Source organism: Providencia sp. UF-183, assembly GCF_058246155.1.
Map to the genome: position 1 here is coordinate 191,041 of NZ_JBSICD010000005.1, position 25,774 is coordinate 216,814.

At 40.7% G+C, this 25,774-nt stretch carries 25 protein-coding genes and 1 pseudogene; 12 read left to right on the forward strand and 14 right to left on the reverse strand.

Annotated features, from left to right (window positions below; genetic code table 11):
- Window positions 1-84: 84 nt before the first annotated feature.
- On the reverse strand, window positions 85-741 hold the full coding sequence (locus AC4IFT_RS06560) for a DnaB-like helicase C-terminal domain-containing protein (protein WP_490750893.1): 657 nt from the start codon (window positions 739-741) through the stop codon (window positions 85-87).
- On the opposite strand from AC4IFT_RS06560, the gene AC4IFT_RS06565 reads away from it, so the two are divergent.
- From AC4IFT_RS06565 to AC4IFT_RS06575, 3 genes are all read left to right on the forward strand, one after another.
- Complete coding sequence (locus tag AC4IFT_RS06565) at window positions 730-1,041, forward strand: hypothetical protein (protein ID WP_490750894.1); 312 nt, start codon at window positions 730-732, stop codon at window positions 1,039-1,041. The two genes, AC4IFT_RS06560 and AC4IFT_RS06565, sit on opposite strands and share 12 nt — an antisense overlap.
- A gap of 577 nt (window positions 1,042-1,618) precedes the next feature.
- On the forward strand, window positions 1,619-2,230 hold the full coding sequence (locus tag AC4IFT_RS06570; protein ID WP_490750895.1) for a DUF6037 family protein: 612 nt from the start codon (window positions 1,619-1,621) through the stop codon (window positions 2,228-2,230).
- 796 nt (window positions 2,231-3,026) lie between these two features.
- Window positions 3,027-3,716 (forward strand): hypothetical protein, encoded by a 690-nt coding sequence (locus AC4IFT_RS06575; protein ID WP_490750896.1) that lies wholly within the window; start codon window positions 3,027-3,029, stop codon window positions 3,714-3,716.
- 170 nt (window positions 3,717-3,886) lie between these two features.
- Here AC4IFT_RS06575 and AC4IFT_RS06580 read toward each other — a convergent pair whose 3' ends face one another.
- Both AC4IFT_RS06580 and AC4IFT_RS06585 read right to left on the reverse strand, forming a co-directional pair.
- Entirely contained in the window at window positions 3,887-4,768 is an 882-nt protein-coding gene (locus AC4IFT_RS06580) for an AbaSI family restriction endonuclease (RefSeq protein WP_490750897.1), read from the reverse strand.
- Window positions 4,769-4,912: 144 nt separating this feature from the next.
- Window positions 4,913-5,575: a hypothetical protein gene (locus AC4IFT_RS06585; protein ID WP_490750898.1), complete on the reverse strand. Its 663-nt coding sequence runs from the start codon at window positions 5,573-5,575 to the stop codon at window positions 4,913-4,915.
- 198 nt (window positions 5,576-5,773) lie between these two features.
- Between AC4IFT_RS06585 and AC4IFT_RS06590 the strand changes: the two genes are divergently transcribed.
- Complete coding sequence (locus AC4IFT_RS06590) at window positions 5,774-6,451, forward strand: DUF1963 domain-containing protein (protein WP_490750899.1); 678 nt, start codon at window positions 5,774-5,776, stop codon at window positions 6,449-6,451.
- A gap of 35 nt (window positions 6,452-6,486) precedes the next feature.
- On the opposite strand, the gene AC4IFT_RS06595 is transcribed toward AC4IFT_RS06590, so the two are convergent.
- Together AC4IFT_RS06595 and AC4IFT_RS06600 are read right to left on the reverse strand one after the other, a co-directional pair.
- A complete protein-coding gene (locus tag AC4IFT_RS06595; protein ID WP_490750900.1) occupies window positions 6,487-6,723 on the reverse strand; it encodes a hypothetical protein in 237 nt (78 codons plus the stop codon).
- On the reverse strand, window positions 6,723-6,983 hold the full coding sequence (locus AC4IFT_RS06600) for a hypothetical protein (RefSeq protein WP_490750901.1): 261 nt from the start codon (window positions 6,981-6,983) through the stop codon (window positions 6,723-6,725). Before AC4IFT_RS06600 ends, AC4IFT_RS06595 begins: the two co-directional genes overlap by 1 nt.
- A 257-nt stretch (window positions 6,984-7,240) precedes the next feature.
- Here AC4IFT_RS06600 and AC4IFT_RS06605 point away from each other — a divergent pair, with 257 nt between their 5' ends.
- Complete coding sequence (locus tag AC4IFT_RS06605) at window positions 7,241-7,552, forward strand: hypothetical protein (protein WP_490750902.1); 312 nt, start codon at window positions 7,241-7,243, stop codon at window positions 7,550-7,552.
- Between the two features lie 141 nt (window positions 7,553-7,693).
- A complete protein-coding gene (locus AC4IFT_RS06610) occupies window positions 7,694-8,359 on the forward strand; it encodes a DUF2625 domain-containing protein (RefSeq protein WP_490750903.1) in 666 nt (221 codons plus the stop codon).
- A 99-nt stretch (window positions 8,360-8,458) separates the two neighbouring features.
- On the opposite strand, the gene AC4IFT_RS06615 is transcribed toward AC4IFT_RS06610, so the two are convergent.
- From AC4IFT_RS06615 to AC4IFT_RS06630, 4 genes are all read right to left on the reverse strand, one after another.
- The gene (locus AC4IFT_RS06615) at window positions 8,459-8,683 is read right to left on the reverse strand and encodes a hypothetical protein (RefSeq protein WP_490750904.1); all 225 of its coding nucleotides are present in this window, start codon (window positions 8,681-8,683) and stop codon (window positions 8,459-8,461) included.
- A 191-nt stretch (window positions 8,684-8,874) separates the two neighbouring features.
- Window positions 8,875-10,308, reverse strand: a complete 1,434-nt coding sequence (locus tag AC4IFT_RS06620) for a DNA translocase FtsK (RefSeq protein ID WP_490750905.1) — start codon at window positions 10,306-10,308, stop codon at window positions 8,875-8,877.
- 369 nt (window positions 10,309-10,677) lie between these two features.
- Window positions 10,678-11,199: a hypothetical protein gene (locus tag AC4IFT_RS06625; RefSeq protein WP_490750906.1), complete on the reverse strand. Its 522-nt coding sequence runs from the start codon at window positions 11,197-11,199 to the stop codon at window positions 10,678-10,680.
- 188 nt (window positions 11,200-11,387) lie between these two features.
- Window positions 11,388-12,038 carry a hypothetical protein gene (locus AC4IFT_RS06630; protein ID WP_490750907.1) on the reverse strand — a complete coding sequence of 217 codons (651 nt, stop codon included), beginning with the start codon at window positions 12,036-12,038 and terminating at the stop codon, window positions 11,388-11,390.
- Window positions 12,039-12,211: 173 nt separating this feature from the next.
- On the opposite strand from AC4IFT_RS06630, the gene AC4IFT_RS06635 reads away from it, so the two are divergent.
- The 6 genes and pseudogenes from AC4IFT_RS06635 to AC4IFT_RS06660 all read left to right on the forward strand — a co-directional run bounded on the left by AC4IFT_RS06635 (window position 12,212) and on the right by AC4IFT_RS06660 (window position 17,117).
- Window positions 12,212-13,123 carry a GTPase family protein gene (locus AC4IFT_RS06635; RefSeq protein WP_490750908.1) on the forward strand — a complete coding sequence of 304 codons (912 nt, stop codon included), beginning with the start codon at window positions 12,212-12,214 and terminating at the stop codon, window positions 13,121-13,123.
- Entirely contained in the window at window positions 13,107-13,415 is a 309-nt protein-coding gene (locus AC4IFT_RS06640) for a hypothetical protein (protein ID WP_490750909.1), read from the forward strand. The genes AC4IFT_RS06635 and AC4IFT_RS06640 overlap by 17 nt, the downstream gene beginning before the upstream one ends.
- 73 nt (window positions 13,416-13,488) lie before the next feature.
- Complete coding sequence (locus AC4IFT_RS06645; RefSeq protein WP_490750910.1) at window positions 13,489-13,941, forward strand: IrmA family protein; 453 nt, start codon at window positions 13,489-13,491, stop codon at window positions 13,939-13,941.
- Between the two features lie 319 nt (window positions 13,942-14,260).
- Window positions 14,261-15,127: a hypothetical protein gene (locus AC4IFT_RS06650; protein ID WP_490750911.1), complete on the forward strand. Its 867-nt coding sequence runs from the start codon at window positions 14,261-14,263 to the stop codon at window positions 15,125-15,127.
- Window positions 15,111-15,962: a reverse transcriptase family protein gene (locus tag AC4IFT_RS06655; protein ID WP_490750912.1), complete on the forward strand. Its 852-nt coding sequence runs from the start codon at window positions 15,111-15,113 to the stop codon at window positions 15,960-15,962. The genes AC4IFT_RS06650 and AC4IFT_RS06655 overlap by 17 nt, the downstream gene beginning before the upstream one ends.
- Before the next feature lie 469 nt (window positions 15,963-16,431).
- A pseudogene (locus AC4IFT_RS06660) lies at window positions 16,432-17,117 on the forward strand (tyrosine-type recombinase/integrase).
- Window positions 17,118-17,407: 290 nt separating this feature from the next.
- On the opposite strand, the gene mdlC reads toward AC4IFT_RS06660, so the two are convergent.
- The 5 genes from mdlC to AC4IFT_RS06685 all read right to left on the reverse strand — a co-directional run bounded on the left by mdlC (window position 17,408) and on the right by AC4IFT_RS06685 (window position 25,682).
- Window positions 17,408-19,039 carry a benzoylformate decarboxylase gene (gene mdlC / locus AC4IFT_RS06665; protein ID WP_490750913.1) on the reverse strand — a complete coding sequence of 544 codons (1,632 nt, stop codon included), beginning with the start codon at window positions 19,037-19,039 and terminating at the stop codon, window positions 17,408-17,410.
- 31 nt (window positions 19,040-19,070) lie between these two features.
- On the reverse strand, window positions 19,071-20,012 hold the full coding sequence (locus AC4IFT_RS06670) for an AEC family transporter (protein WP_490750914.1): 942 nt from the start codon (window positions 20,010-20,012) through the stop codon (window positions 19,071-19,073).
- A gap of 213 nt (window positions 20,013-20,225) precedes the next feature.
- Window positions 20,226-21,617, reverse strand: coding sequence for an SPOR domain-containing protein (locus tag AC4IFT_RS06675; RefSeq protein WP_490750915.1), 1,392 nt, complete (start codon window positions 21,615-21,617; stop codon window positions 20,226-20,228).
- A 62-nt stretch (window positions 21,618-21,679) separates the two neighbouring features.
- Window positions 21,680-22,921 carry a hypothetical protein gene (locus tag AC4IFT_RS06680; RefSeq protein WP_490750916.1) on the reverse strand — a complete coding sequence of 414 codons (1,242 nt, stop codon included), beginning with the start codon at window positions 22,919-22,921 and terminating at the stop codon, window positions 21,680-21,682.
- A 13-nt stretch (window positions 22,922-22,934) separates the two neighbouring features.
- Window positions 22,935-25,682, reverse strand: coding sequence for a fimbria/pilus outer membrane usher protein (locus tag AC4IFT_RS06685; RefSeq protein ID WP_490750917.1), 2,748 nt, complete (start codon window positions 25,680-25,682; stop codon window positions 22,935-22,937).
- Window positions 25,683-25,774: the final 92 nt, after the last annotated feature.

Consider the following 25,774-nt stretch of genomic DNA (forward strand, 5'->3'; position numbering starts at 1 on the left):
TTCAATAGCCTATATACTCTTATTGGGTAATAACCAAATCCATGACTTAAAAATTGTATTTAACATCTACCTACTTTTAATATTCTAAAAATGTATCGTACTATTGCCATGATCTTTATGTAAACAGCCAAAATTATAACCTTTCCTTTCCATCACCAACCTTTCTGCCTCACCTTGGCTAATATTTTTAATGTACGAGTCCACCAGCTGTCCATGAGCCGTTACGGTATTTCCATCACGATTTAAACGAAGAATAATTTCCATCAACGATTTATCTGCATTGTTGTTATAAACCGCATCACGGTATAAGCCTATCCATACATCACAATCTTGCTCAATTTGCCCTGTATCTCGACTATCTGCAGGTGTTGGTCGTTTATCTGCTCGCTCTTCCAGTTTACGGTTAAGCTGGGTAAGTAACAGGACCACACAATCCATTTCCTTGGCTAAGTTTTTTAAACCCGTTGTAATGTCACCGTAGGCAATATCACGGCGTTCTGCTGGGGCAGCTTTGATTAATGTCAGATAATCCACAGCAATGAGCCCAATTTTCCCTTTAACTCTTTTTACCTTTCGACACTCAGCAATAATATGGTGCAAATCAACACCAGGAGTGCTATCGATATACATATTGGATTCTGCAATTTCTTCAGCTCTTGCTAATGCTCGAGCCATTTCCATATCATCATGCGCACCGGTATAGAATATATCTGCTGAAACACCCCCCTCTTGAGCTATCATGCGTTCAATGATCCCTCATATTATCCGAAAGGATTATATCCTGAACAGAATGAAATTGCCGTTAAAGGCGCACTGTTTCCGCATTTTCTTTTAGGAATAGAATTGGCTGGTAAAAATAAATTTATAATAAACACAAACTTCATTAATGCTGACAACATCAACAATATCGAATCGATTGCTCGGCGTGGATTTAATATAGACCAACAAGATTTTGAAAAAAATATATTTGACACTGGATATATACGCTATGGTGAAATCGATGACATACGAGAATTCAGCTCTTATGATGTTTTAAAATGAGTCTGTCAGTATTTCTGTGTAGCTGCAACAGAGTTAAAGGTGATCGCTCGGGTGGTCGCCGCGCTTGGTAATAGGACTATTCATCATTATTAGCCAATTTTAGAACGGTATACTCCATTTTTACGCATCCTTATAACCCGATAAAGAATCCTCAGTATCAAGTCTTCTGTCGGGAACACTTTTTTTCTTAATCAAGATGCTGTAAGCGTTTCCTGCAAAATTAACCATATACTTTTTAAAAATTATTATAGTACTGTTAAATACTTTATGACCTCAGTTTGTTCATCGCTCATAAAGGACATTTCTGAGTGGAATTGCAATCGCCGCTACCCGAATTTTAGGAGCATCAGGTGTGTTACTAAAAAGTATCAGTAACATCCCATTGTAAAATACGTGTACACGCTGTAATTTTTTGAAAATGTGAGCGTTAGGTAGTGATTTCTCAGTTAACAAATGAGGTGTTACTTAGAAGTCTACATATTGACTGTTATATCCCATGTGAAATGTAGTGCCTAATAGCAGTATCCTAACTAATTATTTCGACCTTTTAATATACTGAATATCAAGGATTAAATGGATGAGTGTATTTGAGAATTTCAAGTTATTAAAAATGGATATGGTTGCAAAACGCTGGGTTATAGAAGCATTCCCTTTCAATTACAAAAAACGTGATTACATCGTCTTAGCTAAATTGTACGAAGATAGAGAAATAAAACCAAAATACGCTTTGATGAAAGTAGAGATATTGAAAAGTGGAAACATTAATGAGCGACTAGTTTTATCTGTAAACGCAAATGGATTCATTATCGAGGCTAAGCAGTTAAGAGCTTTTTTTGATATAGAGTACGGTAAAAATCTTGGGAATTTATTGAGTCAGTTTAATGAGTATTTTGCTCAGTTTATTCCAACTCATATAACTTTAGGTAAAAGTCCACATATTGAGGAAGCAATGGTGACATCTCTATCAAGGAGTGATAGGCAAGATCCTAATAAGCGCTTCTGTTATGGTGTTATGAGGAATTCAGATGGGCGAGGAAGATCTCCTTTCAATGACAATAAAACTAGATTGCTAAGACCCACTTTGTACTCAGAGTTCAGTAGTGATCTATCAATAAGCTTTTGCTACTCCACTGATTCTTACGATGAAAAATCTGATGAAGTAATAATTAAAAATTTTGCTAACAGATGAGCTTGGATTACTTATTGCGGGGAATATGGCAAAAAAATACTTAGCACGCTCCCTCCAGTCATTGAGACAACAAAGCAGTAGGCTGCCCCATAGTGTTTAAAACTCAGTAATAGGGCTGACCAAAACTTATCAATGCGTTATCCTTTTGGATAACATATGAGTTTTTTAAGGAAGGACCATTTAATTCGCGTGATCTACAGGGTTTACCTAATGCCTCATTCGTATGTGGCTACTACAATATCAATGTTTCATTAGTAAAAGCATACAAACTGGGACTGCATGGTCACGGAAGTGGTTCACAGGTTGGCCTATATATGTTTGTCCAAATCGTGATGGTCCGTTTTTTACTCCAGATAACCAGCAACTCTCATCACCAGCTCTTGCAAATTCAGTATAACATGTTCCCGCTAATCTGACTGAACTTTATAGGGAAGCACGGTGCTGTAGTGGCGAAAGTTGTTATACGGGTGCGGTTTTACTTTGTAAAAAAATGCTAGTGAACATCGCTGTCGATCCGGGGGCAAAGGAAAGACTAAAATTTATCCAGTACGTTACTTACCTTTCCAATAATGGGTACCCCCCACCAAATTGAAAACATTGGATTGACCATATACGGAAAAAAGTAAATGAAGCCGCACATGAAATAACAGTAATGAGCGAAAATGATGCCAAAAAATTAATCGTATTTATCGAAACACTTCTTCGATTTATTTTTGAACCTCCAAGCATACTACCTAACCAAATTGGTGTTTAGGATACTATATGCGTCATATTTATTAGGCTAGAGTTTATACATATGGATCCTAAGAAACTATTTATTGATAACCGCCTAAAGGGCGTTTGCGCCTATTGCGGTGGTACGCCAAATTCACGTGACCACGTACCGTCAAAGGTTTTGTTGGATGAGCCATATCCGAAGAACTTACCCGTTGTGGAGTCATGTATTTCCTGCAACCAAGGGTCCTCGGCAGCCGAAGAGTACATTGCTTGTCTTATCGAGTGCGTGACGCACGGTACTACAATTCCTAACGAAAAGTTTCGACCGAAGATACTTGCCATCCTTAATGCTAGGCCATCGATTGCAAGTAGAATTGAGAAAGGAAAGCAAGCTGATCGTAACGGAAACCTAATTTGGCAGCCAGAACAAGAAAGTGTTAAAGAAGTTGTTCTAAAACTTGCCCGTGGACATATTGCTTACGAACTAGGCATTCAGCGTATTGATGAACCAGAGTTTATAAATATTTTCCCATTACCTGCCATGGCTAAAGAACAATTAGAAATATTTTTCTCGTTAAATTTCCATCATCTATATCCAGAGATTGGTAGCCGAGCTTTTGTAAATATGCTCTCAGGCAAGGTCAGCGCTTTTGAGAATTGGTTAGTCGTGCAGAGCAGTCGATATCAATATGCTGTAGGTCAGTCCGAAGGCGATTGGGTAAAGATAATTATAAATAGCTACTTAGCTTATCATGTGATATGGGACTAAAAGTGTATAAAAATAGATCAAATGAATATGTTAATTGTAACTGTTTCAGTAATCACTTTTGTGGGAGCAAATGTGCCAACTTCTGCTTCTCGCTCTTTCAGGATAAACAGACATAACTAAATCCCTACGCCACAAGAGATTTAATTATGTCTAAGCGACAAAATGCAGAGCTACTTTTGTGTTGTATAAACCTTGATGCGTGTATCTACCCGCTTGAAAACGTTAACGCCTTCAGATGATAGCTGCTCATCTTGAGTGAAAACACCAAGAAATCGATATAGTGTCCGGTTCAGCTCATCACGAGAATGAGCCATTACGATACGATAACGCCACGTTTCCCTATAGTTACGCGTTGGATTAAGACTCTTTTCCGTTATCAGGTCACCATCAGTGGAAAGTGAATTGTCCCACTCCCCCGCCTTATACAACCGCGGAAACCAAACCATCACATCTCCTCCCAAATCAATCGCCTTTACAACAGTCTCAGGTACCCGCCAGCTACCTGATTGGTGGTGTCCTTTTTTCCCATAACCAAAGCACTGCAAAGCATCCTTGTGATATCGGAATACTGCGTAAGGACCCACTTCAATAACGCCTTCGTCAATATGCTTTTTAGCGGTATAACGGCTGTCATAGTCCCAAGGACGAAATAAGCCTTGTGCTTCCTGTTGGGCTTTTCTATCCCTAACAAGAAAGATGAATTCATCAACAAGATGATTAATCTTGTCCAGTGTCGTGTTATGAGCTGGAATTCGTTTTTCAATAAAGCCTGTCGCTTCCATGATGTCCAAACGGCGGACTCCGTCAGCCATTTTAGCGTCATCGCTATCATGGTGCGCCTCGTCTATTTCAAGATACAACTTCAGCTGTGGAAAAAGCAGGTTTGCAAGATAAATTTTTCCGGAGTGCCCTTCCTTTCGAATACACTGCTGGCAAACGAACTCAAGGTCAGGGTCATTCAACTTGTGAAAAATGCGGTTGATAATGTAGTGTTCCCAGCGCTTATGGGAGATTTTTGATAACGCCCGAAGAATATAGTCATCTTTACTCATGTTAATACCATTTAAAAACAAATAACCAGACAAAAAACTTAACTTAGACGCCTGTATTCGCAGGCGTAGTATCAAAATAGTAAATATATCATCGCTATAATACTTAGCGCAGTAGTTACACTCATCTAAATTCTGTCTGCCACTTTAAAATAACTTAGGTTTCTTGCACTCATATATCTTTTTTTCTTTTGTTGGAAAAGTAATAGCAATTCCACTTTCACGTATGTAAGAAGTCTTTAAATTATCTACGTATTTCTCATCCATCAACAGTTCGCGCTGTTTGCTTTCACAAAACTTGATGAGGTCATTTTTATTGCACAAATTATTGAGGCATGGGCCCTCTACGACCTTATTACCCGCCACTTCAGCCGAATCGCTTTTTATCCTAGAAGAAAAGGGTTTATCTCTATCTTTAATCAGCTGAACTACTGCTGACTGCGAGCCAGTATAATTGATTGGCACAGTAAGAAATCTCATCCCGTTTTCATAGGTGATTTTACTCTGAACATGCAGCGTTTCAAAAATAATGTCATTTGTATCAAGCTTAGAGCATAAAGTTTCGGCAATATCATAATCTTCATTAATAAAGCCCTTTGCGTATTCATCTGCTTGTTTTAATAGTTTATTTCTGGCTTGACGCGACAATTCTTTTCCTTTTGCATCTTGGTAAATAGGATTGTCATAATTCGTGTAACTTTTATTCCAACTTTCTATACCAAAAATACACAGATCATTCCCCTCTGTAGAGCAGCCAGAAGAAGTAATAGCTACAACCATCAGGAAGGCAATACGTTTGAATTTACACACTTTCACTCCTTAAAAGTCCTAATAATTCAGTTGTTAAGTAAAGACATTACTGTTAATTCTAGATTTAATCTTAAATATAACCTAAATTCAGGATATTTATTATTCATAAAAATCAATGCAAGGTAGTAATTACGAGATATAGTAAAAATAGCTCTATTTTAGAAACTAAAAAATATCTGTATACGCAAGGCGACAAACATGAAACCCAAGAGTACGCAAGTTTTAGAAGAACTCAGATCTAAATTACGTCCCGCATCGGTGGCGCAGGTAGGTGGTTTTCGCCCTACAACAGACCCCATTACATCTTGGTTTTTGAAAGGAGTCGCTCTGCCAGGTGAAGGATTACCAGTTTGGCAAGGTCTGCCAATGTTTCCTCTTCTTCAGATCCGTGTAGATGAGCTTCCCGTGATCCCTGAACAATTGGAGGGTATTGCGCTCCTTGTGCTCTACCACAATATGGAAATCCACCCATTTGATAAACCTCATGGAGAGGGTTGGCTAATACGAGAATATACCACCCTCGAGGGACTAGAGTTATTACCCGCAATAGATACGCCGTACCGTGCATTTCCGATTCGATGGTTGCATGTCAATGATGATGCTCCGGGATGGGAGGATGCTTGGGATATTGTTGACCTTTCCGACGTAAACGAGGATGAGGAAGCAAGTGACAGCTTCTTTGATGATTTTAATCGATATAGAGGAACCAAAGTCGGAGGCTATCCGATGGAAATACAACATCGTGTGGGAATTCAAGATTTCGTCTTTCAGGTGGGATCAGAAGAAAAAGTAAACTGGATGTGGGCAGACAATGGTATCGGTTACTTTCACAAATCACCAGAGGGGGTCTGGACGTTTTCATGCCAGTTTTATTAGAAGTACAACGTCAGATCTTTGCTCAAAACCTAAACTCACCAGAGCCAACGTCGCTTAGATTTTTGCCAGCGTCCTTCCCAGAGGTCAAAACGCTTGAGTTGTTCAAGCTTGTGTCGAACGACATCCTCCCCCACCGATGAGAGAGTTTTCTTTGGAATTGAAATACCAAAAAGGCCTTCAGCGACTGGGAAAATCTCACATTCTGATGTCAGTGATCCCAGCGTTTTTTCTATCTTATTAAGATCTGCTTTTACAATTAGTTGGAGTCCCATTAGCTTTTAAACTCCATAATGGCAACATGCTCAAGCGCTTGTCTAATCTGGGCTTGAACTTGATCAGAGATTGATTGCCCTCTGATGTCATAAACGATCCGACAAGTTCGAATGTGCGGTGGAAGCTGCGTGGCTCCCCAGGATATTCTAGCAAGATTGTACGCAATACTGAGCTTTATCGATTCCTGGGATGCCAAGCTGTGGTTCGCTACAAGAATAAACTCGCCGCACTCTTCATTTATAAATTCAGGGGTAAACATACACCTCCCTTTTATTATCTTTGTCAATTTATATCAATTGAAGACTATCATTACAATTAGTTTTCATAGCAACAATCTTGATCAAGCAACAATGTACACATATCGCTCTCGGCGGTTTCTGATTTAATAAACTGGCCCTCTTTATGAAACGAACGTAAGTAACATCATTTCAAATGGTTACCTATTTTTTGAATTGTTTACAGTAACAAGTGATTGTGTAAAATCAAGGCAAAACCAACTGTATAGAGGGTTGTTTGATGAGTTGCAAACAATGCCAAGAACTCTGTGTTAAATATGTAATACGCGTACCTGAACAATTACGCTCTGCAATCCGGATTGCAGAGCGTGCACTAAATGAAGAAATTCTGGTTGAAACTAAATCAGCTGATGATTGGAATCAATATAGCTTCCGTGAATGTGCCGAAAAGATGATATGGGGTGATATCGTTGATTATCATTTTATATGTAAGCATTGCGGAACTCAGTTCGTATTGGCCGCTGAAACCTATCATGGCAGTGGTGGTTATTGGTCGCCCGAGAATGAAAAACCATCATCTATAATTGACTGATTTTTATTCTATTTTATACAGAACTAATCAGTGTTATGCCACACAAATTTACTCATAGGGTCTATTTTGATGGCAATGTGTTTAGTATTATGTTCAGGCTATCATCAGATCAATAAGATGCAATGAAAAATAGGATAATCAATGCGAGACCTCACAGAATTAATTGATCAACAGAGATCTGGCTGGCGTGTTGTGGAGCAATTACTCCAAGAAGCGGCTAACCACTATGAAGTGCTTCCCAGCAATTCAACATTAGCGAGCCCTGAGTTACATCAACTTCAGCTGACCACGTTCTCGCCGCTGGGTGCGGTTCTATTCGAAACTGGTGGAATACTGATTGATAATGGTTGGCTGAGGGTTCTAGGCTCTGGTCACACTAAACTATCACGCACACTCGCTTCTTGGACTCCATCTCTAACAATAGGTCAAAAATTTAAGGCTTTCTTAGTTGCAGATGATGCATCCGGTGGTTTTTTTGCAATTAACGGAGGTGAGTTTGGGAAAGATCATGGTGGAGTATATTATTTCGCACCAGATACCCTTGAATGGGAAAGCCTTGATACTAACTATTCAGGTTTTTTGCATTGGGCTCTTAGCGGCGATTTAGATTTGTTCTATCAAAGTGTACGCTGGACAGGCTGGCGAGAGGAAATATCGTCAATGAATTATGATTCCGTCTACTCCTTTTATCCTTTCCTTTGGACTGAACCACAATTGTCGATAGATCAGCGATCACGAAAACCAGTGCCTATTGAAGAATACTGGTCATTCAGCCTGAATTTGCAACATCAATTAACCAATATGTAAATGACTTACCGACTCTCTGGGCAGACTGATTTATGCCTCATGTAGCTGGGGCACTGATTTTGAGAAGTTCAGTTTTTAGTTATACAACTGTTTTCGTTATTATTTATTTTTCTTGTAAATTAACCAATCATTCCAGACATTATTTGCATTCAGATCCTGATACCCACGGCTTTTGTCCATATCATCTACAACTTCCGCTGGTAACTCAATCGCAGTAGCATTATCACAGATAGATTCAACCTCGCACTGAGTCAATTCATACCCTGCCTCTTTCTCTTTTGCTTCAAACAATGCAATAAGTGAAGGAATGAATACAATAGCCATTTCAATCAACCTCCATTAATCGTTTAATACCTAATCGTTTTGGTATATATCTACTATCGCCACATTCTGCTTTTGTTGAACTCATCAGAGAGGGATAGTTGTATATTCTTAGCAAAACAGCACAGCCCTGTGCGTCGTAGTTTAGGGCGTAGCCAGTATTGATATTTGTGGTGGTCTTAGGGCCACCTATACTACTCATACGGTGGAGCTAAGACCTCTCGCTTACCATTATGGTCTTGTTCACTGACTATGCCTTGCAATTCTAACTGCTCAACGATCATTGCGGCTCTGTTGTAACCGATTCGGAACTGCCGCTGGATCCCTGAAATAGAAACACGCTGTTTTTCTACGACATACTCAGTTGCTTGATCAAATAATGGGTCAAGTTCTTCCTCTGACACATCTCCATTCTGAGCATCCTCATAAAAATTAAGATAACTCGCGCTTCCCCATCGTTTGCAATAATCGACTGTATTCCTGATATCTGAATCACTCACATAAGTACCTTGAATTCTTATAGGCTCAGATAAACTCGATGCTACAAATAGCATGTCACCCAAACCAAATAGTGATTCTGCACCATACTGGTCAAGGATTAAATTAGAGTCAGCCCTAGACGACACAGAAAGAGCAATACGTGTAGGAATATTAATTCGAAGCTGTGAACCGATACTGGTGGATAAAGGGCTGCGAGTCGTTAGAATTAGATGAACACCAACCGCATGACCTTGCTGGCTCAATAGAACTAACATTTCCCCTATTTGTTTATACTCGCCAATGAGTTGGACGTAATCATCAACACAAACAATAATTTCAGGCTCATAGCCTAAATAAAGATGCTCACTATAATTCTCATTAGGACGCCAGAAGGGATCAGGTATAGGCCTACCTAACTCTTTCGCATTTGATATTACCGTATTGTATCCACTCAAATTACGTTGATTTAATGCTCCAAATAATTTTTGTCTACGCCTTGACTCATTAACCAAAAACGTTAATGGCTTTATTGATTCAACAGGAGCAGAGGCAACAGGAAATAATAAGTGGGGTATATCGTTGTATAAACTAAGTTCAAGCTGGCTTGTATCAAACATCACAAAGCGAACTTTATCCGGCGAGTTTCTGTATAAAATGCTCATTATCAAGGAATGCATTAACATTGACTTGCCTGAGCGCGTCACGCCTGCAATAAGTAAATGTGACATTTGAGCGAGATCCCAGCCAACTGGCTCCCCTATAATATCTTCTCCTAGCATGACTGAAAGGGAAGATAATCCATTGTTTCCACACCATTGATTAAAGCATTCAACAAAAGGCACCGCTCTACGATAGGTATTGGTCACGCGCAATCCGATGTAAGGTGTGCCCGCAATAAAATCAATAACTTTTATATCAACGACACTCAAGGAACGACACAGTTCTGGCACTAACGCTGTCACTTGAGAGGCTTTTATCCCTCTGCCCAGTTCAATTTTAAAGAGTGCAAATATTGCGCCTTCATCAAAACCGACAACCTCACCTCTTATTTGGTATTGCACAAAGCAAGATTCAATAGCACGGGCTAAAGCTTCTAGCTCTTGAGGTGACCAGCAAAGCTCAGAGGTATAAATAAACGGTTGTGCCATCAATTCCTCCCATCAAGGTGTGTTAATTCAGTAAATTAGAGTAACCTTCGATATTTCAGCGATTACCAATAACACCAACTGATATTTTTTAAAGTTCTCGGCTTGCTCCAGCACACTTTTATATACTTAATAATTTGCCACTGGAAGGAAACCGTTTTGATGTCATAAATCATATCCGTCATTTATTGAGCGAAACCATCGAACTTTTCGCCATTAAGCACATCTTTCTCTTTGCATTGGTTGGTATTGGTTACTTTTACACTAACTGCCGGTAATATATACAAAATAGGTTTGGATAATATTATCACATAAATTCAGGCGGGTTTGGCGGTGAAAGCTAAAATTATAGCAATCTTGTGAGCCCGATAATCATTGCTCAGAGTTAAAAGTAGGGAACTGGTAATCAACAATATATGCGCCCATAGGTCCAGTTTTTGTTGCCACCCATACTGTTCCTGTATATGTCTGAGTTTTCGATTTTGGATTGCTAATACACAGTAATTTCCATTGTTCAGTATAGGTTTCTTTTATCCATATACCGTGGTCACATCGACTAAATCGGCTAGTACTAGGGCCCGGAGATGTAATTTTATATTCAGTTTGGTAGCGAATGGTTTTGTCTGTTAGTAAATACGTCAGCACATCAAACACAGGAACGATGAATACAAGAGCCATAAACCCAGACTGAAGAAAATTTTTAAATACGTGCTTTAGTGGGCGGCGTAAAATGCTCCAAACTCCACCGATTACACTTACAACAGCAGCAAACGTAATAGAAATAGTCCATTTTGGAAACCATTCAAACATAACAGTTCTATGGCCTAATATTAGTGACCAATACATGAATGCTATCCAGATGACAACTGGAACAGCAATCAAGTAAATAGACATTATTTTGCTCTTGTTGCCCCGACTGTATGACTTGAATTGGTATTCCATATAAACCTTGTATCGCTAAAAAAACGCGCCTTCATCGAAGCACTGATTCATTATGTATTTTAAATCAAACTAATTATATCTATCACGATACTGCGGCTAAGTAGATTCAATATTTAAATAAATTATTTAATTTCAATTTGTTAAATCACACACTGCTTATATATCTCAAAGTTTTTTATAATTCGTTGGTAAACAACTCTCTCTTTTTCCCCAAAGTATGCGGGGTGGCATGATTTGATAAAGAATATTCCCTCAGCCCAAAATAACTCGTCACTAATTTTCACCATCGAGCAAAAAATGTGATTTTTAACCACCCTAAATGTCCCGCCACATATAACAATATTGGGCTTCAGTAACTCTATTTGTTGTTTAATTTCAGTTTTATGACTCTGAACAAACTCACTAAGCTTTTTATCAGATGTTCTATTTTTCCCTGACGACTTCATAATGTTAATGTACGCTATTTTTTCAAACACCAACCTTTCAAGTCTTTTCTTTCTTGCATTTTCATAGGTTATGTTATCACCATAATTTAATATGCCTTGTGACCACAAACCAACACGACGAAGAACTGAAGAACGTCCATGGGACCATTTCGACTTTTTATTATCCAGCGAGTTTAAGATGCTTTCTCTGATATCGATGTTTTCTTTTGTTCCATTTGTTTCTTTCAGTAAAAAAAGAAGTCTCAGCGATGATGAAAAATAGCTCTGCGTTAGTGGCCCATCAAGATTAAAATTACCACTGAAATTATTTTTCCATTCAGTCAAAAATAAATCATGGCTCTTCAATTTAAATTCTCCAGATTAAAACTTAGCACAAATTTAAAGATGCTTTAAAAGTGAAATTATCACACAAATAACCAATATGAGATACCACACTCCTAAACAGGTTATCTCAAAAAATTTCAGATATATATTATCTCCTTAAATAACTATCATTTTCTTTTATTTCAAGGAGTAATATGTCTCAGCACTCTCACTTTAAACTGCTACTGTCAGCTCTACCTCATTCATTCCAAACCTCTTTTTTCAACCAACTCAACCACCTAATAAACTACTCTCCCACCATCGGCCTGATGGGTAAAACAGGGACTGGAAAATCCAGCTTAATTAACGCCCTATTCGAATCCACCCTATCGTCCGTCAGTAATGTCTCTGGCTGCACACGGCAAGCCCAGCGCTTCAATATGGTCATAAACAACCATGTGCTCACCTTTGTAGATTTACCCGGCGTAGGGGAAAGCCTTGAGCGAGATAGAGAATACCACCAGCTCTATCGTAATTTATTACCAGAACTGGATTTAATCATTTGGGTACTCAAAGCCGATGATAGAGCGTGGTCTTCTGATGAACAGTGTTATCGCTTTCTCACTGAGCAATGTGGCTATCAACCAAGCCTCTTTCTATTTGTGTTGAACCAAGCCGACAAAATAGAGCCCTGCCGCCAATGGAATGAACTGAGCCACCAGCCCTCCCCTGAGCAAGTGACTAACTTAGAATTGAAGCAACAAACCGTAGTAATCGCCTTTAAGCCGCATCATCCTGTGATGACGGTTTCTGCGGCAGAAGGTTACCAACTGACTGAATTAGCAGAGCAATTAATACAGGTATTACCGGCAGAGGCTAGTAGCGGTGTGGCTAGGCAACTGAATAACACTTACCGGACGCAATCCGTGAAAAACTCTGCACGTAATGATTTTGGGCAATATGTCAGTGATATTGTGGATACCTTAATCGATATCATTCCCTTGCCACCACTGATAAAACATACGCTCAGCACTGTCAAAAACAACATCGTTTCCGTCGCTAAATCCCTGTGGAGCCTATTCTTTTATTGGGCTTTCACTATTAGGGATCTTGAGTATTGCACTTAAAGTCTCCTCAACACTGAGTGACCGAGGATGTGTATCTTTGCTCAGCGAAACTGAAAGCCCTATCTCTGTTCATGAATATCCGAATAGCCCGGCTTTTATCTTTTATCAACTGCCACCATCACCCTCGTTCTTTTGGGTAAGTAAAAAAACAGCCGATAATACATGGGTACAGCTTTATCAGGCGGTTACTCAATATGGAAATTTATCAGAGTCAGATAAGGTGGGATGGATAAAAGCAGAATACATTGAACAGCAAGATCCTCTTCTTTGTTTTCCTAAACGTAAACCCTAAGCTTGATTTTTCCCTCTAAAACAAGATACTCACAACTAGAAATGTTGTGAGTTAAATACAAAAAGGTAACATAATGAATAAGATAAAAAGCCTATTTGCGATGAGTTTATTGGCAGTCAGTACATTTAGTTTGGCTGAAGAACAACAGCGTTATGCAAGCATCACACATACGAGTTCAAATTTTATTAACCAAGGCTACTGTGGTTATTCATTTACCCTCGATAATGGGGGTAGCCATATGGTTCTAGACCATGCGGAGTTTGGTGCGCTTGAGATAACCTTGAGAATGAAAGATGGGCAAGGAAAAGTATTAGGGGATACGGTACTGGAAGTGGAACCTTTTGGCGATTCTAGCGCAACTCGTGCCACCTTTGCAGGATTGGAAATTCCTTGTGAAGATGTTGCTGAGTTTGAAGTGGTTAAAGCCGTGGAAGATCAGAACGGGCATAAAGTTGAGTTACCGCTATCGATCTTTGAGGCCAATAATCCTGAGTTGGCGAAGATGTCGGTGGCAGGGGAAAGATAATAGTTTTTTTAGATATGTATCAAAGTAACGAGTGGCAGATTGAATGATCTGCCATTTTTGTTTTTTTTACTCTCACGCATTCTGGGTTAGAATGAACTAATATTTATCAGCTAAAAACGTGGTGACTTAAAGGATAATTAGCATAAACATCTACCCATAACTCAGCTAACATTAAAAGAACGGTATAAAAATCTTCTTTAATATGCATACCATAGTTAATACAAGTTATTGTTTTACAAAATAGAAATAATAGCTACAATGGCAAAAAAGTATAATTGATTACTAGATGGGTATATTCATATTGAAGCAACGGTGATTTATGGGGATTTTGTTTTTATTTTCTTTATTATTGGCTTGGCCTACTTATGGAATATCAATAATTTTATATATTGGTATTTTTACCTATCTAGCAAATTCAAAAGATAAAAATAATCTCGTTAAAAATAAAACAGTCAGAAATTTCGCTAAGAATGGCGAAACGGGATATCCATCTTGGATAGATAACGAAAATGAATTGAGTATATTTTTAGAGGTAGTTCAGCAATTATCTTTAAGAAAAGGAGTCCCTTTACTCTTTTACACATCAGTCTTTAAAAATAAAAATTCCAAGGAAAAAATTTTTTCTTATTTAATGAATATAGAAAAATCAGGGGCTAGCTTTATTGAACAACAGATATTAACATCCGAGATTATCTATAATATATGGGAAGAGCAAAAAAAAGTATATTCAATAAAAAATATAGAACCAAGTTACTCACCAATAAGTAGTATTGTAAATACACACAAAAACAACACTAAAAACCATCAAGCATTTATTCGATTTTTGTATTTAACAAGAAAAACAAACAAAAAAATAAAACATGGAGTTAATTCTTTAAAAATACCACAAGATAAGCTAAATGTTTTCTTTGCAAATGAGGTTGACTATAGTAATTTATCAACACCAAAAATAAAAATAGAATTAAAATCCAAAAATAAAGAAACACTAAATATTTTATTTTTCAAAATAAATAAAAATTTAGATAAAAAAGTTTTATTTATCTGCTTTCTTTTTAAAGAACTTGGAGATGATTCATTTTTTTACTACCTAGCAAAAAATCATAAAATAACCAATAATACTGTTATTGGTGATAACCTAGATTTTAAATTCATAACCAATGGTATTTTAAATGCTAAAAGAATATAGGATAAAATCAGAAGGGAAAGAACTAATCTTTTACAAGTTTAATTTAAAGAAACGAGGTAAAACTAGGTTAATATTCAAAGTAAGCGAGCATTTATCCTCATTCTATAAGGAAATAGCAAAAAAAATCGAGTCCTACTACTACTCAATGCTTAATGATGAAAATTTATATTTCTCTAAATTAATGTTAAATAATAGTTTAGAGGAAAAGATGGCCAGAGGATTTATTAAAAATGTCCCTCATGCTTTTTTTAAAGAAAGAAGCGCTGTAACTAATGCATTAAAGCATATAGGCTTTGATCTAACATTAAAACTAGATATAAAAGATTTCTTTAATAATATAAAACCACGTATGCTGCAAGGGCTGTTGGATGAGAAATATTTGCATTTGTGTTTTATAAATGAAACACTGCCACAAGGATTAAGCACTAGCCCTATAATCTCAAATATTGCAATGATAAATATAGATAGAATGATTTATTTGAAATTATGTTCTATTTTACCTATCGATAAATTTATTTTCACTAGATATGCTGATGATATATCAATAAGCATAAAAACCATTGAAAATAACGACATTAAAGCAATAGCAAAGAACATAATAGAAGAAGTGACATTGATTCTAGATAAAAAAGGGTTCCAAATCAATAATAAAAAAACAAAAATAATGTTAAAAAGTAATGGATATAGAACAATAACTGGCATATCAGTAAATGAACACGAAATAAAACCGACAAGAAAAACAATAAAAAAATTAAGGTCAGCTGTGCATAATTTAGATTTTAATGGTGCAGTCGGATTACTAAGCTGGATTGAATATGTCAAAAGAGCGAAATAATCGCTCTTTTGACAAGAGCCTACGTTTTAAGTGTAAAGTGTAAAACACATTTTCAGAACGGACAATTCAGCGGACGAAACATCACGCCATACCTGTATAGGATAAGTCTCTAAGCTAGGCTTGCAAACTATAACCTAAAAAAAGTAAGAAGTCTTGGCTTATTTATGATTATTGAAAAACCTTAAGTTGATTGTAAGTAAGACTATGATTTGTATTAGTCCCCATAAAAAACAGTAAAATAAATTTTAGGCCCAACAATAGGCCCAAATTTAAAGTTGAATTGAATTTTATTAATTTAAAATCAACACCATATAAGCTTAATTCAGACTCCGCCAGCATGAGTTGCGGGCTTTTTTATATCCTGCACTGTCCTATTTTATCCCACACAAGCTAATTCCTTTAGGCCCATTGATAGGCCCAACGAAAAAAACTAACATCTTTGTTGGGCCTAAACGCATGGAGATTTTTCATGGCAAGAAAAACTAAGCCATTAACCGATACCGAAATCTAAGCTGCTAAACCACAAGATAAGGACTATCAGCTATATGACGCTGATGGACTCACACTGTTAATCAAATCTAGCGCAAGCAAGTTATGGCAATTCCGTTACTACCGCCTTTATACAAAACAAAGGACCAAACAAAGTTTTGGGGCATATCCCGCCCCGCGAAAGCCCGTTGGGACGAAGTCAACTTTGAAACTAAGGAATGGAAGATACCCGCTGCTATAATGAAGATGAACCACCGTGAGCACACTGTTCCATTATCTGACGCTGCTTTAGCTATACTAGAGCTCATGAAACCACTCAGTGGTCATCGTGAGTTTATCTTCCCTAGCCGTATTAAACCTACCCAACCAATGAACAGCTAAACCGTCAATGCTGCATTAAAACGCACTGGATTCGGTTGTATGTTGGTTTCACATGGCCTACGTTCAATTGCCAGCACCGCCCTCAATGAGCAAGGCTTTCCACCTGATGTGATTGAAGCCTCCCTCGCACACGTTGATAAAAACGAAGTGAGACGCACCTATAACTGCAGTGATTACTTAGAGCAAAGACGCCCTATGATGCAATGGTGGGCTGATTTTATTGAGAAGGCTGATACGGGAAGTATTATTGAAGCCGGGATAAGAGGGATATCGCTAGTTGGGTAATTTGTGTGTACCCGCTCGAATTCGAACAGGTACAATAACAGTATAGAGCTATACGCCATCTATATGTCAGCTCTGCACCATTATCGGACATTACAGCAGTCTGCACGCTATTAATAATAAGGGAGCAAATCATTCCACCTTCAGTGTCCGCATATGAACGACTTCGTTTTGTGAGTGCAATCGATGGTGATACCAAAATAGCGTGTTCAAGTTACTCTGCTGTTCAATTATGCGTTTTTAAAACTCGCCTAAATATCAGGCGAGCGATTAAAATTAGTGCGGATAGCTGACTAAATTAACGGCGGGATTGACGGTAAAATAGGTACTTCAATGACTGTTGGACCTTGTCGATTGAAAGCCTCCTTGCATGCCTCTTTGACTTGCTCTGCTGTCTCTGCTCGAATAGCAGAACACCCATACCCTTTAGCTAATGCAACAATATCTAACCCAGGAATATCAAGCCCTGGTACATTCGGAGTTTCTTCCAACACTGCGAACGATTTCAATATCGCGTATTCATTATTTTTAGGTATAACAAAAACAATCGGCAATTTCTGCTGAACGGCACTCCAAAGCCCCTGCACCGAATACTGCATTGAGCCATCACCAATTACCGCAACAACGGGGCGATGACGACCGCTATCTTTTTCTCCCAAAGCAATACCTACACTCGCCGGTAAGTTCCAGCCTAAAGAACCACTGGCAAAGGTATAAAACGAATCTGGCGCTTCAATCGGCCACTCACGGTGTAATTCACCCAGATTAGAAGGGGATTCTTCAATCAAAATCGTATTTTTAGGAGACACTTCGCGTAATGCTCGGAAAAGTTCCGCTGCACTTAATACTGATGACTTAATAGCGAGCTCCTCTGCCACAGGATGAGGAGCCATATTATGCACTTGCTTACGGATGGCTGCTTTAGCAGGTCTTGCCGTCACTAACGCCATTAAACCTTCAATCGCCAACACAGCATCACTCAACAAACTATCCCCAACAGGGGCTCGACCAATTTCAACCGCATCATCCGTTATGTGCAGTAAACGCAATCCTTTAGGAATATAATCACCTTGAACATAAGGGTAATAGCGAAATACCGGAGCCCCTATGACAATGGCTAAATCATGGCCATCCAGTTTTTCAGAAAGCGGTTTTATCGCAAAAGGAAGCCCCCCTGCATATAACGGGTGGTTTTCAGGAAAAGCAGGACGCTCTGATGCGGGTGCAGCCCAAACCGGAATATTTAATTTCTCCGCAAATTTAACCCCAATATCCCATCCCTGCCCCCGAGCAATTGCTGAGCCATAAATTAACACCGGATTTTTTGCATTATTGAGTGCATCCGCAAATTCATTTAAACGGATCGGGTCATAGCCAATACGTTGAGGTATTGAACGCACAACCGCGCGTTCTTCCAATGCAGGTTTATCCCAATCATCCAGTGGAATAGAGAGAAAAACAGGACCAGCTGGTGGTTGCATTGCCATTGCATAAGCTCGCATAAACGCAGCTGGAACGTCTTCCGCTCGAGCGGGCTGATAGCTCCATTTAACCCAAGGTTTTGGTAATGTTTCTGGCTCAATATTGGTTAACCATGGTTCCATTAACAGCATTTCTCGTGTCTGATTTCCTGCCGTAATTATCAATGGTGTTCGATTCATGTAGGCGGTTAATATATTGCTCATCGCATTACTTAATCCGGCCGAGGTATGCACGTTAACCATCGCGACCTTACGGGTTGATTGAGCATATCCATCGGCTGCAGCAACCGCAGATGCTTCTTGTAACGTTTGGATATACCGAAAATCCTCAGGGAAATCCTTCAAGAAAGTTTCTTCGGTAGAGCCAGGATTACCAAAAACGGTCGTAATATCTAATTCACGCAATAAATCAAAGGTGACTTGGCGAATTGTTTTTTTCATCATTCAAACTCCGAGGGTAGTGAAAGATTGCAACTTATGCATGTAAATACACGAGAAAAGCGGCCATTGTGGCCATGGATAAAACCGTACTCAAAAAGAACGTTGATGCCATTTCTTGCTCTGCTGTTTTGTATTGCATCGCTAATATCACACTAATGGTTGCGGCGGGTAACGCTATCGTCATCACCGATAAATCAGCAACAGTGCCTTTAATGGACATAAAAATACACAGTCCTAGCGTTATCACAGGCGCAATAATATTTTTGATGATGACAGAGATGAGAACCGTAGAATTAATAGTGACTTTCTGGCTATAAAGAATAATACCGGTTGAAAATAGGGCTATTCCACCTGTGGCGGTTCCTATTAAGGTTAAAGACTTTAAGATATTTTCTGGGATATTAAAATCCAACATAAGGATAATAAACGCTAAAACGGGCAACCAAATAATGGGCTCTTTTACCGTATTTTTTAAATTCTCTGCCATGCTGACATTCGAACCACCATTTCCTTTTGTTGATGTAGCTGTTGATAATGACAATAACGTTAATGGGACTAAAATGAGGTTAATGATAATGCCACATAATGAAATCGGAATAGCGCTTTGCTCCCCATATAAAAACCCCAAGACAGGGATCCCAATAAAAGGCCCCGATGGTGCCGAGGTAGCTAATGCTTGTAATACTGCAATCGGCTTACTCCGATGGAAAATGAAATGAGCGACAAAAAAAACAACACCATAAACACCGACCATGCTAACAAGTAACACACCGGCCATATCCAGTTGTTCCAGTAAAACGGACCGTTTAACACTTAACATTCCCGTAAATAGGGTTATTGGCAATGCATAAAGCATCACTAATCGATTTAAAACCGTACTTTGCGCAGCATTAAAATCCTTATGCCAAGCAGCAAAATACCCTAATAAAAGCGTCACAATAATGGGCAATAATGCGGAGATTATAATCTCTAACATATTTCTTATTCCTTAAATCCTGTATTAAATTGGTATTATTTTTCTGACAAAAATAATGGTGTGACGAATTATCATCTTTCAATGATGTCACCTATTTTTATGCCTTAAACCTATTTGAGCCATTACTCACTAAGTATATGGTTTACGCTTTTACCCCCCCGTTTGCGGTTATTTAGAATAAATGCCAGTGATGAAGGAGAAAAACAGCGTCACTCATAACTCCGTTTGAACGTGGGCTAAACTACGTATCCACGGTGTGTCTTTTTTGAGTGCTGAAGGTAATTGTTGTAGTGCTTGTTTTGCTTGAGTCATTCCTGCATATTCGCCATATACCAACACATACCAACGACGGCCATGTCGCTGTGTTTCATAAACGAGATAATTGGATAGCTTCTGTTTTTTAGCTAACGCCAATAAGGGCTCTGCTTGGCTTGCACTACTTAGTTGCAATGTATAATGACTTTTCGGGGCATCCTTTAGCGCTCCCCCTAAATTCAATGGGTTCAGCGTTTTTTTGACCACGGGTTTTGGTTCTGCGCTTATCTCTTCTGAGACTAAAGGTAAAGCATCCACTACCTCAGAAGGGTGCGTGTCACGCTTTAGCCGCACATCCTCAGCCGCAATAGAGGATGTAACATCAATATTATTCTCATCAGTCACCGCTGGTGTGGCCATGAGTTCCGAATTGTCATCAGGGGTTTGCGCTGAATGTTCCAATACCCGTGCCACGAATAAAGGCCCCTCTGACTCTGAATTTTGCACAGCTTGGCTGGCATTATCATCATCAAGGTCACGGGATTTATCGGGGGTATCTTCGACCACAACTAAGCTAGCCTCTTCCCTTGCGGTCTCTGGCGCTAGCACTGTTTCGTTATACACCTCGGGCTTGATGTCATGCCTATTTTCAGCATAAGGGGTTTGCTCATCGGTTTGGCCAAGCAAGGCATAACCCAGCGAAACAAAGTATCTGCCCATTCTTTCACGAAAAATGGGGAACGATGCGCCCTCCTCCTGCTTAGCTTCATCATCCGCCATCGAACGAACGTCTTCCGCCACTAATTTTTCTTTCTTCACAAAAAGGTGACTTGCAGGCAGCTGCTCACATTCTTGTTCACTCATTGGGCGATAAACCCGTACAGCAGAGTGAGTCGAAAACTCGGAAATAGCTTGGCGCGCTTGTTTTGCCATCAGCCCTGCGTCCCCCTCATCAAGCGCGGCTTTATCCAACCAATGGGTCGCACATTGTTGACTTTGAATACCCCCAATGCCGTCAAAAAACATGACTCCCAAGTTGTACTGCGCAAGTGGGTATCCCCCTAAAGCCGCCTTGTGTATCCAATACCGTCCTTGGGTGAGGTCTTGTTTCACACCGTCACCATTGGCGTAATGGACACCAAAGTCGTACCACGTCGTGGGAATACTTATTTCGCCTATTTCATGCCAGCAGCGAGCTTCGGTTTGCACATCCATAAAGCAGGACGCAAGAGGGGATGAGCTCTCTTCATGAGGTTCACTGCCCCTATCGAGCATTGTATCTTGAGAATACGCTTGCTGACTTGTCGCCATGATAAATGCAACAAGCGTTATGCCTTTTTTTTTCATCATTATAGTCTACGGGCCTCTCGTCTCGTTTAGCACATCACTTCCCCACCTACGGGATATCGAAATTAATCCCAATCTAGAGTCATGGTCGCCGTAGCAGAGGCGCTTCCAAATAGATTAATCCCCCCCTCTGGGAAAGAGCAGAGACTAAAACGGTACGGAATATTGGTTTGCCCTACAGAAAGCTCAGGAATCTCAACTTTGTTCGAATTGGAACTACTATTGCTGAACGTAGTACCCCCAGTAGCACACCCGGGACGTCGTGTCCCAAAAGACGAGCGTACCGTTGCGGGGGCTAGCGAGTCCGTCGCATCCATCCTCACCTCAAGGTCATTTCCATACTTTCTAGTGACTCCTGTCATCGTCAGGACGCCAGATCTTTGGCTACTAGAGTCTCCGTTACAATTGATTCCCAATTCCCCATCAACGACCCCGAGAACATCCTTTCGGGCACCTCCAGGCTGTCCGGTGCTATTGCCAGCAAAATTCCAGAGGTTAACTTGACCAAAATCGATTACTGGTGGGGCAGAGATAGTACATGCTAACGGTGGCGGCTTAACTGTTATGGTGGCCCCAGAGTCACTAAATCCCACTCGAGAACATGGTCCAACCTCAACCTCTATCGATGGGAGCGTGTAAGTCCCCGGAGGCGTCGATGGTAACATTACAAGTTTAGCCCGCAGGTTAGTAACATCACACGAGAAGTCAGTATCAAAGCCCACAAACGAAGGTTTCTTATTGCTTCGAGCTTGCCAAACATATGGGTGATTATTAAAAGTTATCGCTATGGGGGTCTCACTTCCCTTAGCTGTGGGGTTAGCATTCTCCTTAAACAATACCTCTATGTCCCCACCCATAGAGGTATTTTTTACATACACCTTTCCTGTGAATACCATAAAAAAATATTCATTGACTTTAACCCCATAATAGGAATTTTTATTTGACCAAAAACTATTATTAGAATAGGAATTCACAGTAGCATCTAAATGAGATCCATATGAAGTTATCATCCTTCTAACTTTTTCTTTTTTTGTTTCTGAAATACTTTCCCAGATAACTTTATTTGTCGGTAATTGTTGAACAATGAGACTGTCAGGGACCTTATCCGCAACGCTAACCGTACTGTACAAGAAAAATAAAACCAAACTCGCACCTATAGTCCTACTGCACCCAAGCATATCTTGTTTTTTTATTGCCCATTGATGCCATTGCTTTCGATAATTCAGTACCCAATTTCTTTGAATGGCTTTTGTTTTGATTTGGTCTACAGTCATGCTTATATTTTCTATTTGATTTTTCATCATCATCTCTCAATCTCTCTCACCCAAAATTAGTCCACCGCGAGAACGGACGGTTGTCTTCACGGGGTTGATACTCTAATGTCGGAGGGCTCGGCACGAGGGTGGCGGGCGCTTCTTCCGGCAGCATGATTTCCGTCTGACTGTGATTGCCACAGGTGTACGTCACTTGCCGTATTGGGTTGTCTGGGCTTATCGTCAAATGCGTTAAGGTGAACTTCACCGTGCATTGACGGTCAGCACTGTTACCCCATTTCACCGAAAGCTCCCCTTCCTCCGGTAAACCGGCCAGATATACCTGCCCCATATCCCCAACTATTCCACTGATTTCATCCCCTTCCAGCGCGCTTTTTAATGTCGCTATCGCCCCAAATGGGACGGGCTGCTGGTTCGTCTGTTTTAAGGTCATTAACACCTGATAGCCTACGCGCGTCGCGATATTTACCTTCACCACCGCACCCTTAGTCGGATAGACATTGGCATTGGAATGCGTCACATCAACCCCTTCGGGTAAGGTGGTTGGGTCAATTCCCACACTGTTTTTCATATAATCCGACAGATACGGTGCCACCGCATAACCTTGCCAGTCGATGGTCGCATTGCCATTCATCAAGCTCGTACCTGACGCGCCCGGCGCACTCACTAACGCCACCGACTCCCCCATTGACCGTGAAAGCGTCACGCCGCCACTGTGGACTAACAGGCCGCCACTGGCATTCATGTTGACCGACCGCGAGGTGTCGCTGTAGCTATAACCCGTACTGAGGCTACCTTTGCTACCTTGATACCCTATATTGGCATTGCTCACTGCGGTTTGCCCTTGGTTACCCCAACTTTGCGACACGCTGTAAGACAACGAGCTGTCCAACAGACTGCCACTCAGCCCCACTTGGTTTTGTGTGCGGCCTTTATTGTCATGGGTCATTGTCGTGGTGGCATAAATTGACTGTAAGTCCGATGTGTGACCAAAAATACGAAATGGAATACTGACATTGGCACTGATTTGGCGGTTTTCCGGCCAGCTGCCGTTCGTGTCTTTCATGCGGTCAATATTGTAATTCACCCCAAAGCTGACCCCTTTCGCGCTACCGCTGTAACCCAGTGACACCCCCGTTAATGTCTTATTATTACCCCAATAATCATCTCGATTTGCCCTAAAACGCAGTGTGCCATAGCCGCCAAGTTGTTGGCTTAACTGGGTTTGAAAACTGCTGCGCCGACGTTGCAATGTCCAAGGGCTTACCCCGTCTTCCAAGTGGTAGCCTTGGCTATTAAATTCGCTGAAATTGTAGTAGTGCTCGGTGGAATAACGCAGTGCGGTCAAGTCCACAGATGTGCCGGTCGAGATCAAGCTTTTCGAGTAACGTAAACGGTACGATTGCCCTGTTTTTCGATCGGACGTGTCAATACCGGTTTTAAACTTGGCCTCCGAATGGGTCACATCGGCGGAGACCGCCCCAATTTCCCCTAATGACACGCCCGTTCCCGCACTCGCCGCTTGGTAATCTTTGGCCACTAAGGCACCACCAAATACGGTGAGGCCACTTTGCAACCCGTAGACCCCTGTTGCGAGCATAAAGTCTGATTGGCGAGACCCTTGAGTTAAGGCGCCGTTATAACGTCCCGCCGTCAGCTCATACTTCCAGCCACCCGGACGCAACATCATTGGCAATGCCGAATAGGGCACGATAAAGCGGCGTTCAGTGCCATCCGCTTCGGTCACTGTGACATCATAGTCCCCCGATAACCCCGCCTGCTGGATATCATTAATATAAAACGGCCCCGGCGCCACATAGGTTTCATACACTACGTTGCCATTTTGGCGCACAGTGATACGGGCATTCGTGTTCGCTACACCACTGATAGCTGGTGCATAGCCGCGTAATTGGTTCGGGAGCATCTGCTCGTTCGAGGTCAACTTCACCCCTTTAAACGCCACACTGTCAAAAATATCCCCATCCGTACTGGTTTCACCGGCGAGCACCGTTGAGCGCAACCCTTTAATATCTCGAGATAAATAGGTATTCGAAAAACGCGTATCTTGTTGAGTCCGGTTAGATTCACTGTCATGCCCACTGTATTCAAACCGGGTGTGGGTCATCGTGCTGCGCAAGCGCCACGGGCCGATATTGGCCCCGCCCGACACGGAGGCGAAGAGATTATCAGACTGGCTTGCTCCCCCGCCCGAAAAGTGATTTCGGCTCTGCCCCGCACTCACGCTGTAGTTAAATAACAGCGCCGGAATACCGTCTTCCCATAGCTCAGGGTTAGCATGACGAGCATAGTTCGGGCTCATCGCCACCTGAGGAATGCTCACGTCTAATCGTAGGCGGGCTAAATCCAGTCTGCTGGTCGCTTGGGGAATATAAGTAGCCAAATCATCAATCGAAGCCTGTTCATCCAACGATTTGAGTTCTGGCACATTCGGGACATTCACGCCCCAAGACTCAAGCAGAGCAGGCGTCAACATTGGCACAATCGCCGCTTTGGCATTTTTCGCAAAATGCAGTTTAAATTGCCCCATATCTTGGTTGTTCACAAAGACCGAAACGGTATAATCCCCTTCCGCCACGCCCCCTTCTTGTCCAAACGCGGATAAATCAACAGCGCTTGACTCCCCGCTTAGCGTTAAAAAGCTCGGGTCAAAGTAATCTTCACCCTGAGCCCAAGGCGTGACGCCGAGTGCCACACTGGCACTGAGCAAACTAAAGCGAAAAAAGGTCGGTAATCGGGCGCGTTTAGCGGTTTTATTGTGTTGAGTTTGTTGCATACGTCCGTCTCAATTCATTAAGCTAAGGGGCGAGTAACTCAAATTCGGGTTTCGCCATCAGAAATATCATGTTTTACGGCAGTGTTTCGCCG

Bases quoted from the DNA above. Each gene is read 5' to 3' on its own strand.
- AC4IFT_RS06570 (WP_490750895.1), top strand. From the start codon at position 1,619: ATGAGTGTATTTGAGAATTTCAAGTTATTAAAAATGGATATGGTTGCA.
- AC4IFT_RS06580 (WP_490750897.1), bottom strand. From the start codon at position 4,768: ATGAGTAAAGATGACTATATTCTTCGGGCGTTATCAAAAATCTCCCAT.
- AC4IFT_RS06625 (WP_490750906.1), bottom strand. From the start codon at position 11,199: ATGTCTATTTACTTGATTGCTGTTCCAGTTGTCATCTGGATAGCATTC.
- AC4IFT_RS06595 (WP_490750900.1), bottom strand. From the start codon at position 6,723: ATGGGACTCCAACTAATTGTAAAAGCAGATCTTAATAAGATAGAAAAA.
- AC4IFT_RS06560 (WP_490750893.1), bottom strand. From the start codon at position 741: ATGATAGCTCAAGAGGGGGGTGTTTCAGCAGATATATTCTATACCGGT.
- AC4IFT_RS06685 (WP_490750917.1), bottom strand. From the start codon at position 25,682: ATGCAACAAACTCAACACAATAAAACCGCTAAACGCGCCCGATTACCG.
- AC4IFT_RS06680 (WP_490750916.1), bottom strand. From the start codon at position 22,921: ATGATGATGAAAAATCAAATAGAAAATATAAGCATGACTGTAGACCAA.
- AC4IFT_RS06610 (WP_490750903.1), top strand. From the start codon at position 7,694: ATGCGAGACCTCACAGAATTAATTGATCAACAGAGATCTGGCTGGCGT.
- AC4IFT_RS06635 (WP_490750908.1), top strand. From the start codon at position 12,212: ATGTCTCAGCACTCTCACTTTAAACTGCTACTGTCAGCTCTACCTCAT.
- AC4IFT_RS06590 (WP_490750899.1), top strand. From the start codon at position 5,774: ATGAAACCCAAGAGTACGCAAGTTTTAGAAGAACTCAGATCTAAATTA.
- AC4IFT_RS06600 (WP_490750901.1), bottom strand. From the start codon at position 6,983: ATGTTTACCCCTGAATTTATAAATGAAGAGTGCGGCGAGTTTATTCTT.
- AC4IFT_RS06575 (WP_490750896.1), top strand. From the start codon at position 3,027: ATGGATCCTAAGAAACTATTTATTGATAACCGCCTAAAGGGCGTTTGC.
- AC4IFT_RS06605 (WP_490750902.1), top strand. From the start codon at position 7,241: ATGAGTTGCAAACAATGCCAAGAACTCTGTGTTAAATATGTAATACGC.
- AC4IFT_RS06615 (WP_490750904.1), bottom strand. From the start codon at position 8,683: ATGGCTATTGTATTCATTCCTTCACTTATTGCATTGTTTGAAGCAAAA.
- AC4IFT_RS06645 (WP_490750910.1), top strand. From the start codon at position 13,489: ATGAATAAGATAAAAAGCCTATTTGCGATGAGTTTATTGGCAGTCAGT.
- AC4IFT_RS06655 (WP_490750912.1), top strand. From the start codon at position 15,111: ATGCTAAAAGAATATAGGATAAAATCAGAAGGGAAAGAACTAATCTTT.
- AC4IFT_RS06620 (WP_490750905.1), bottom strand. From the start codon at position 10,308: ATGGCACAACCGTTTATTTATACCTCTGAGCTTTGCTGGTCACCTCAA.
- AC4IFT_RS06670 (WP_490750914.1), bottom strand. From the start codon at position 20,012: ATGTTAGAGATTATAATCTCCGCATTATTGCCCATTATTGTGACGCTT.
- mdlC (WP_490750913.1), bottom strand. From the start codon at position 19,039: ATGATGAAAAAAACAATTCGCCAAGTCACCTTTGATTTATTGCGTGAA.
- AC4IFT_RS06650 (WP_490750911.1), top strand. From the start codon at position 14,261: ATGGGGATTTTGTTTTTATTTTCTTTATTATTGGCTTGGCCTACTTAT.
- AC4IFT_RS06675 (WP_490750915.1), bottom strand. From the start codon at position 21,617: ATGATGAAAAAAAAAGGCATAACGCTTGTTGCATTTATCATGGCGACA.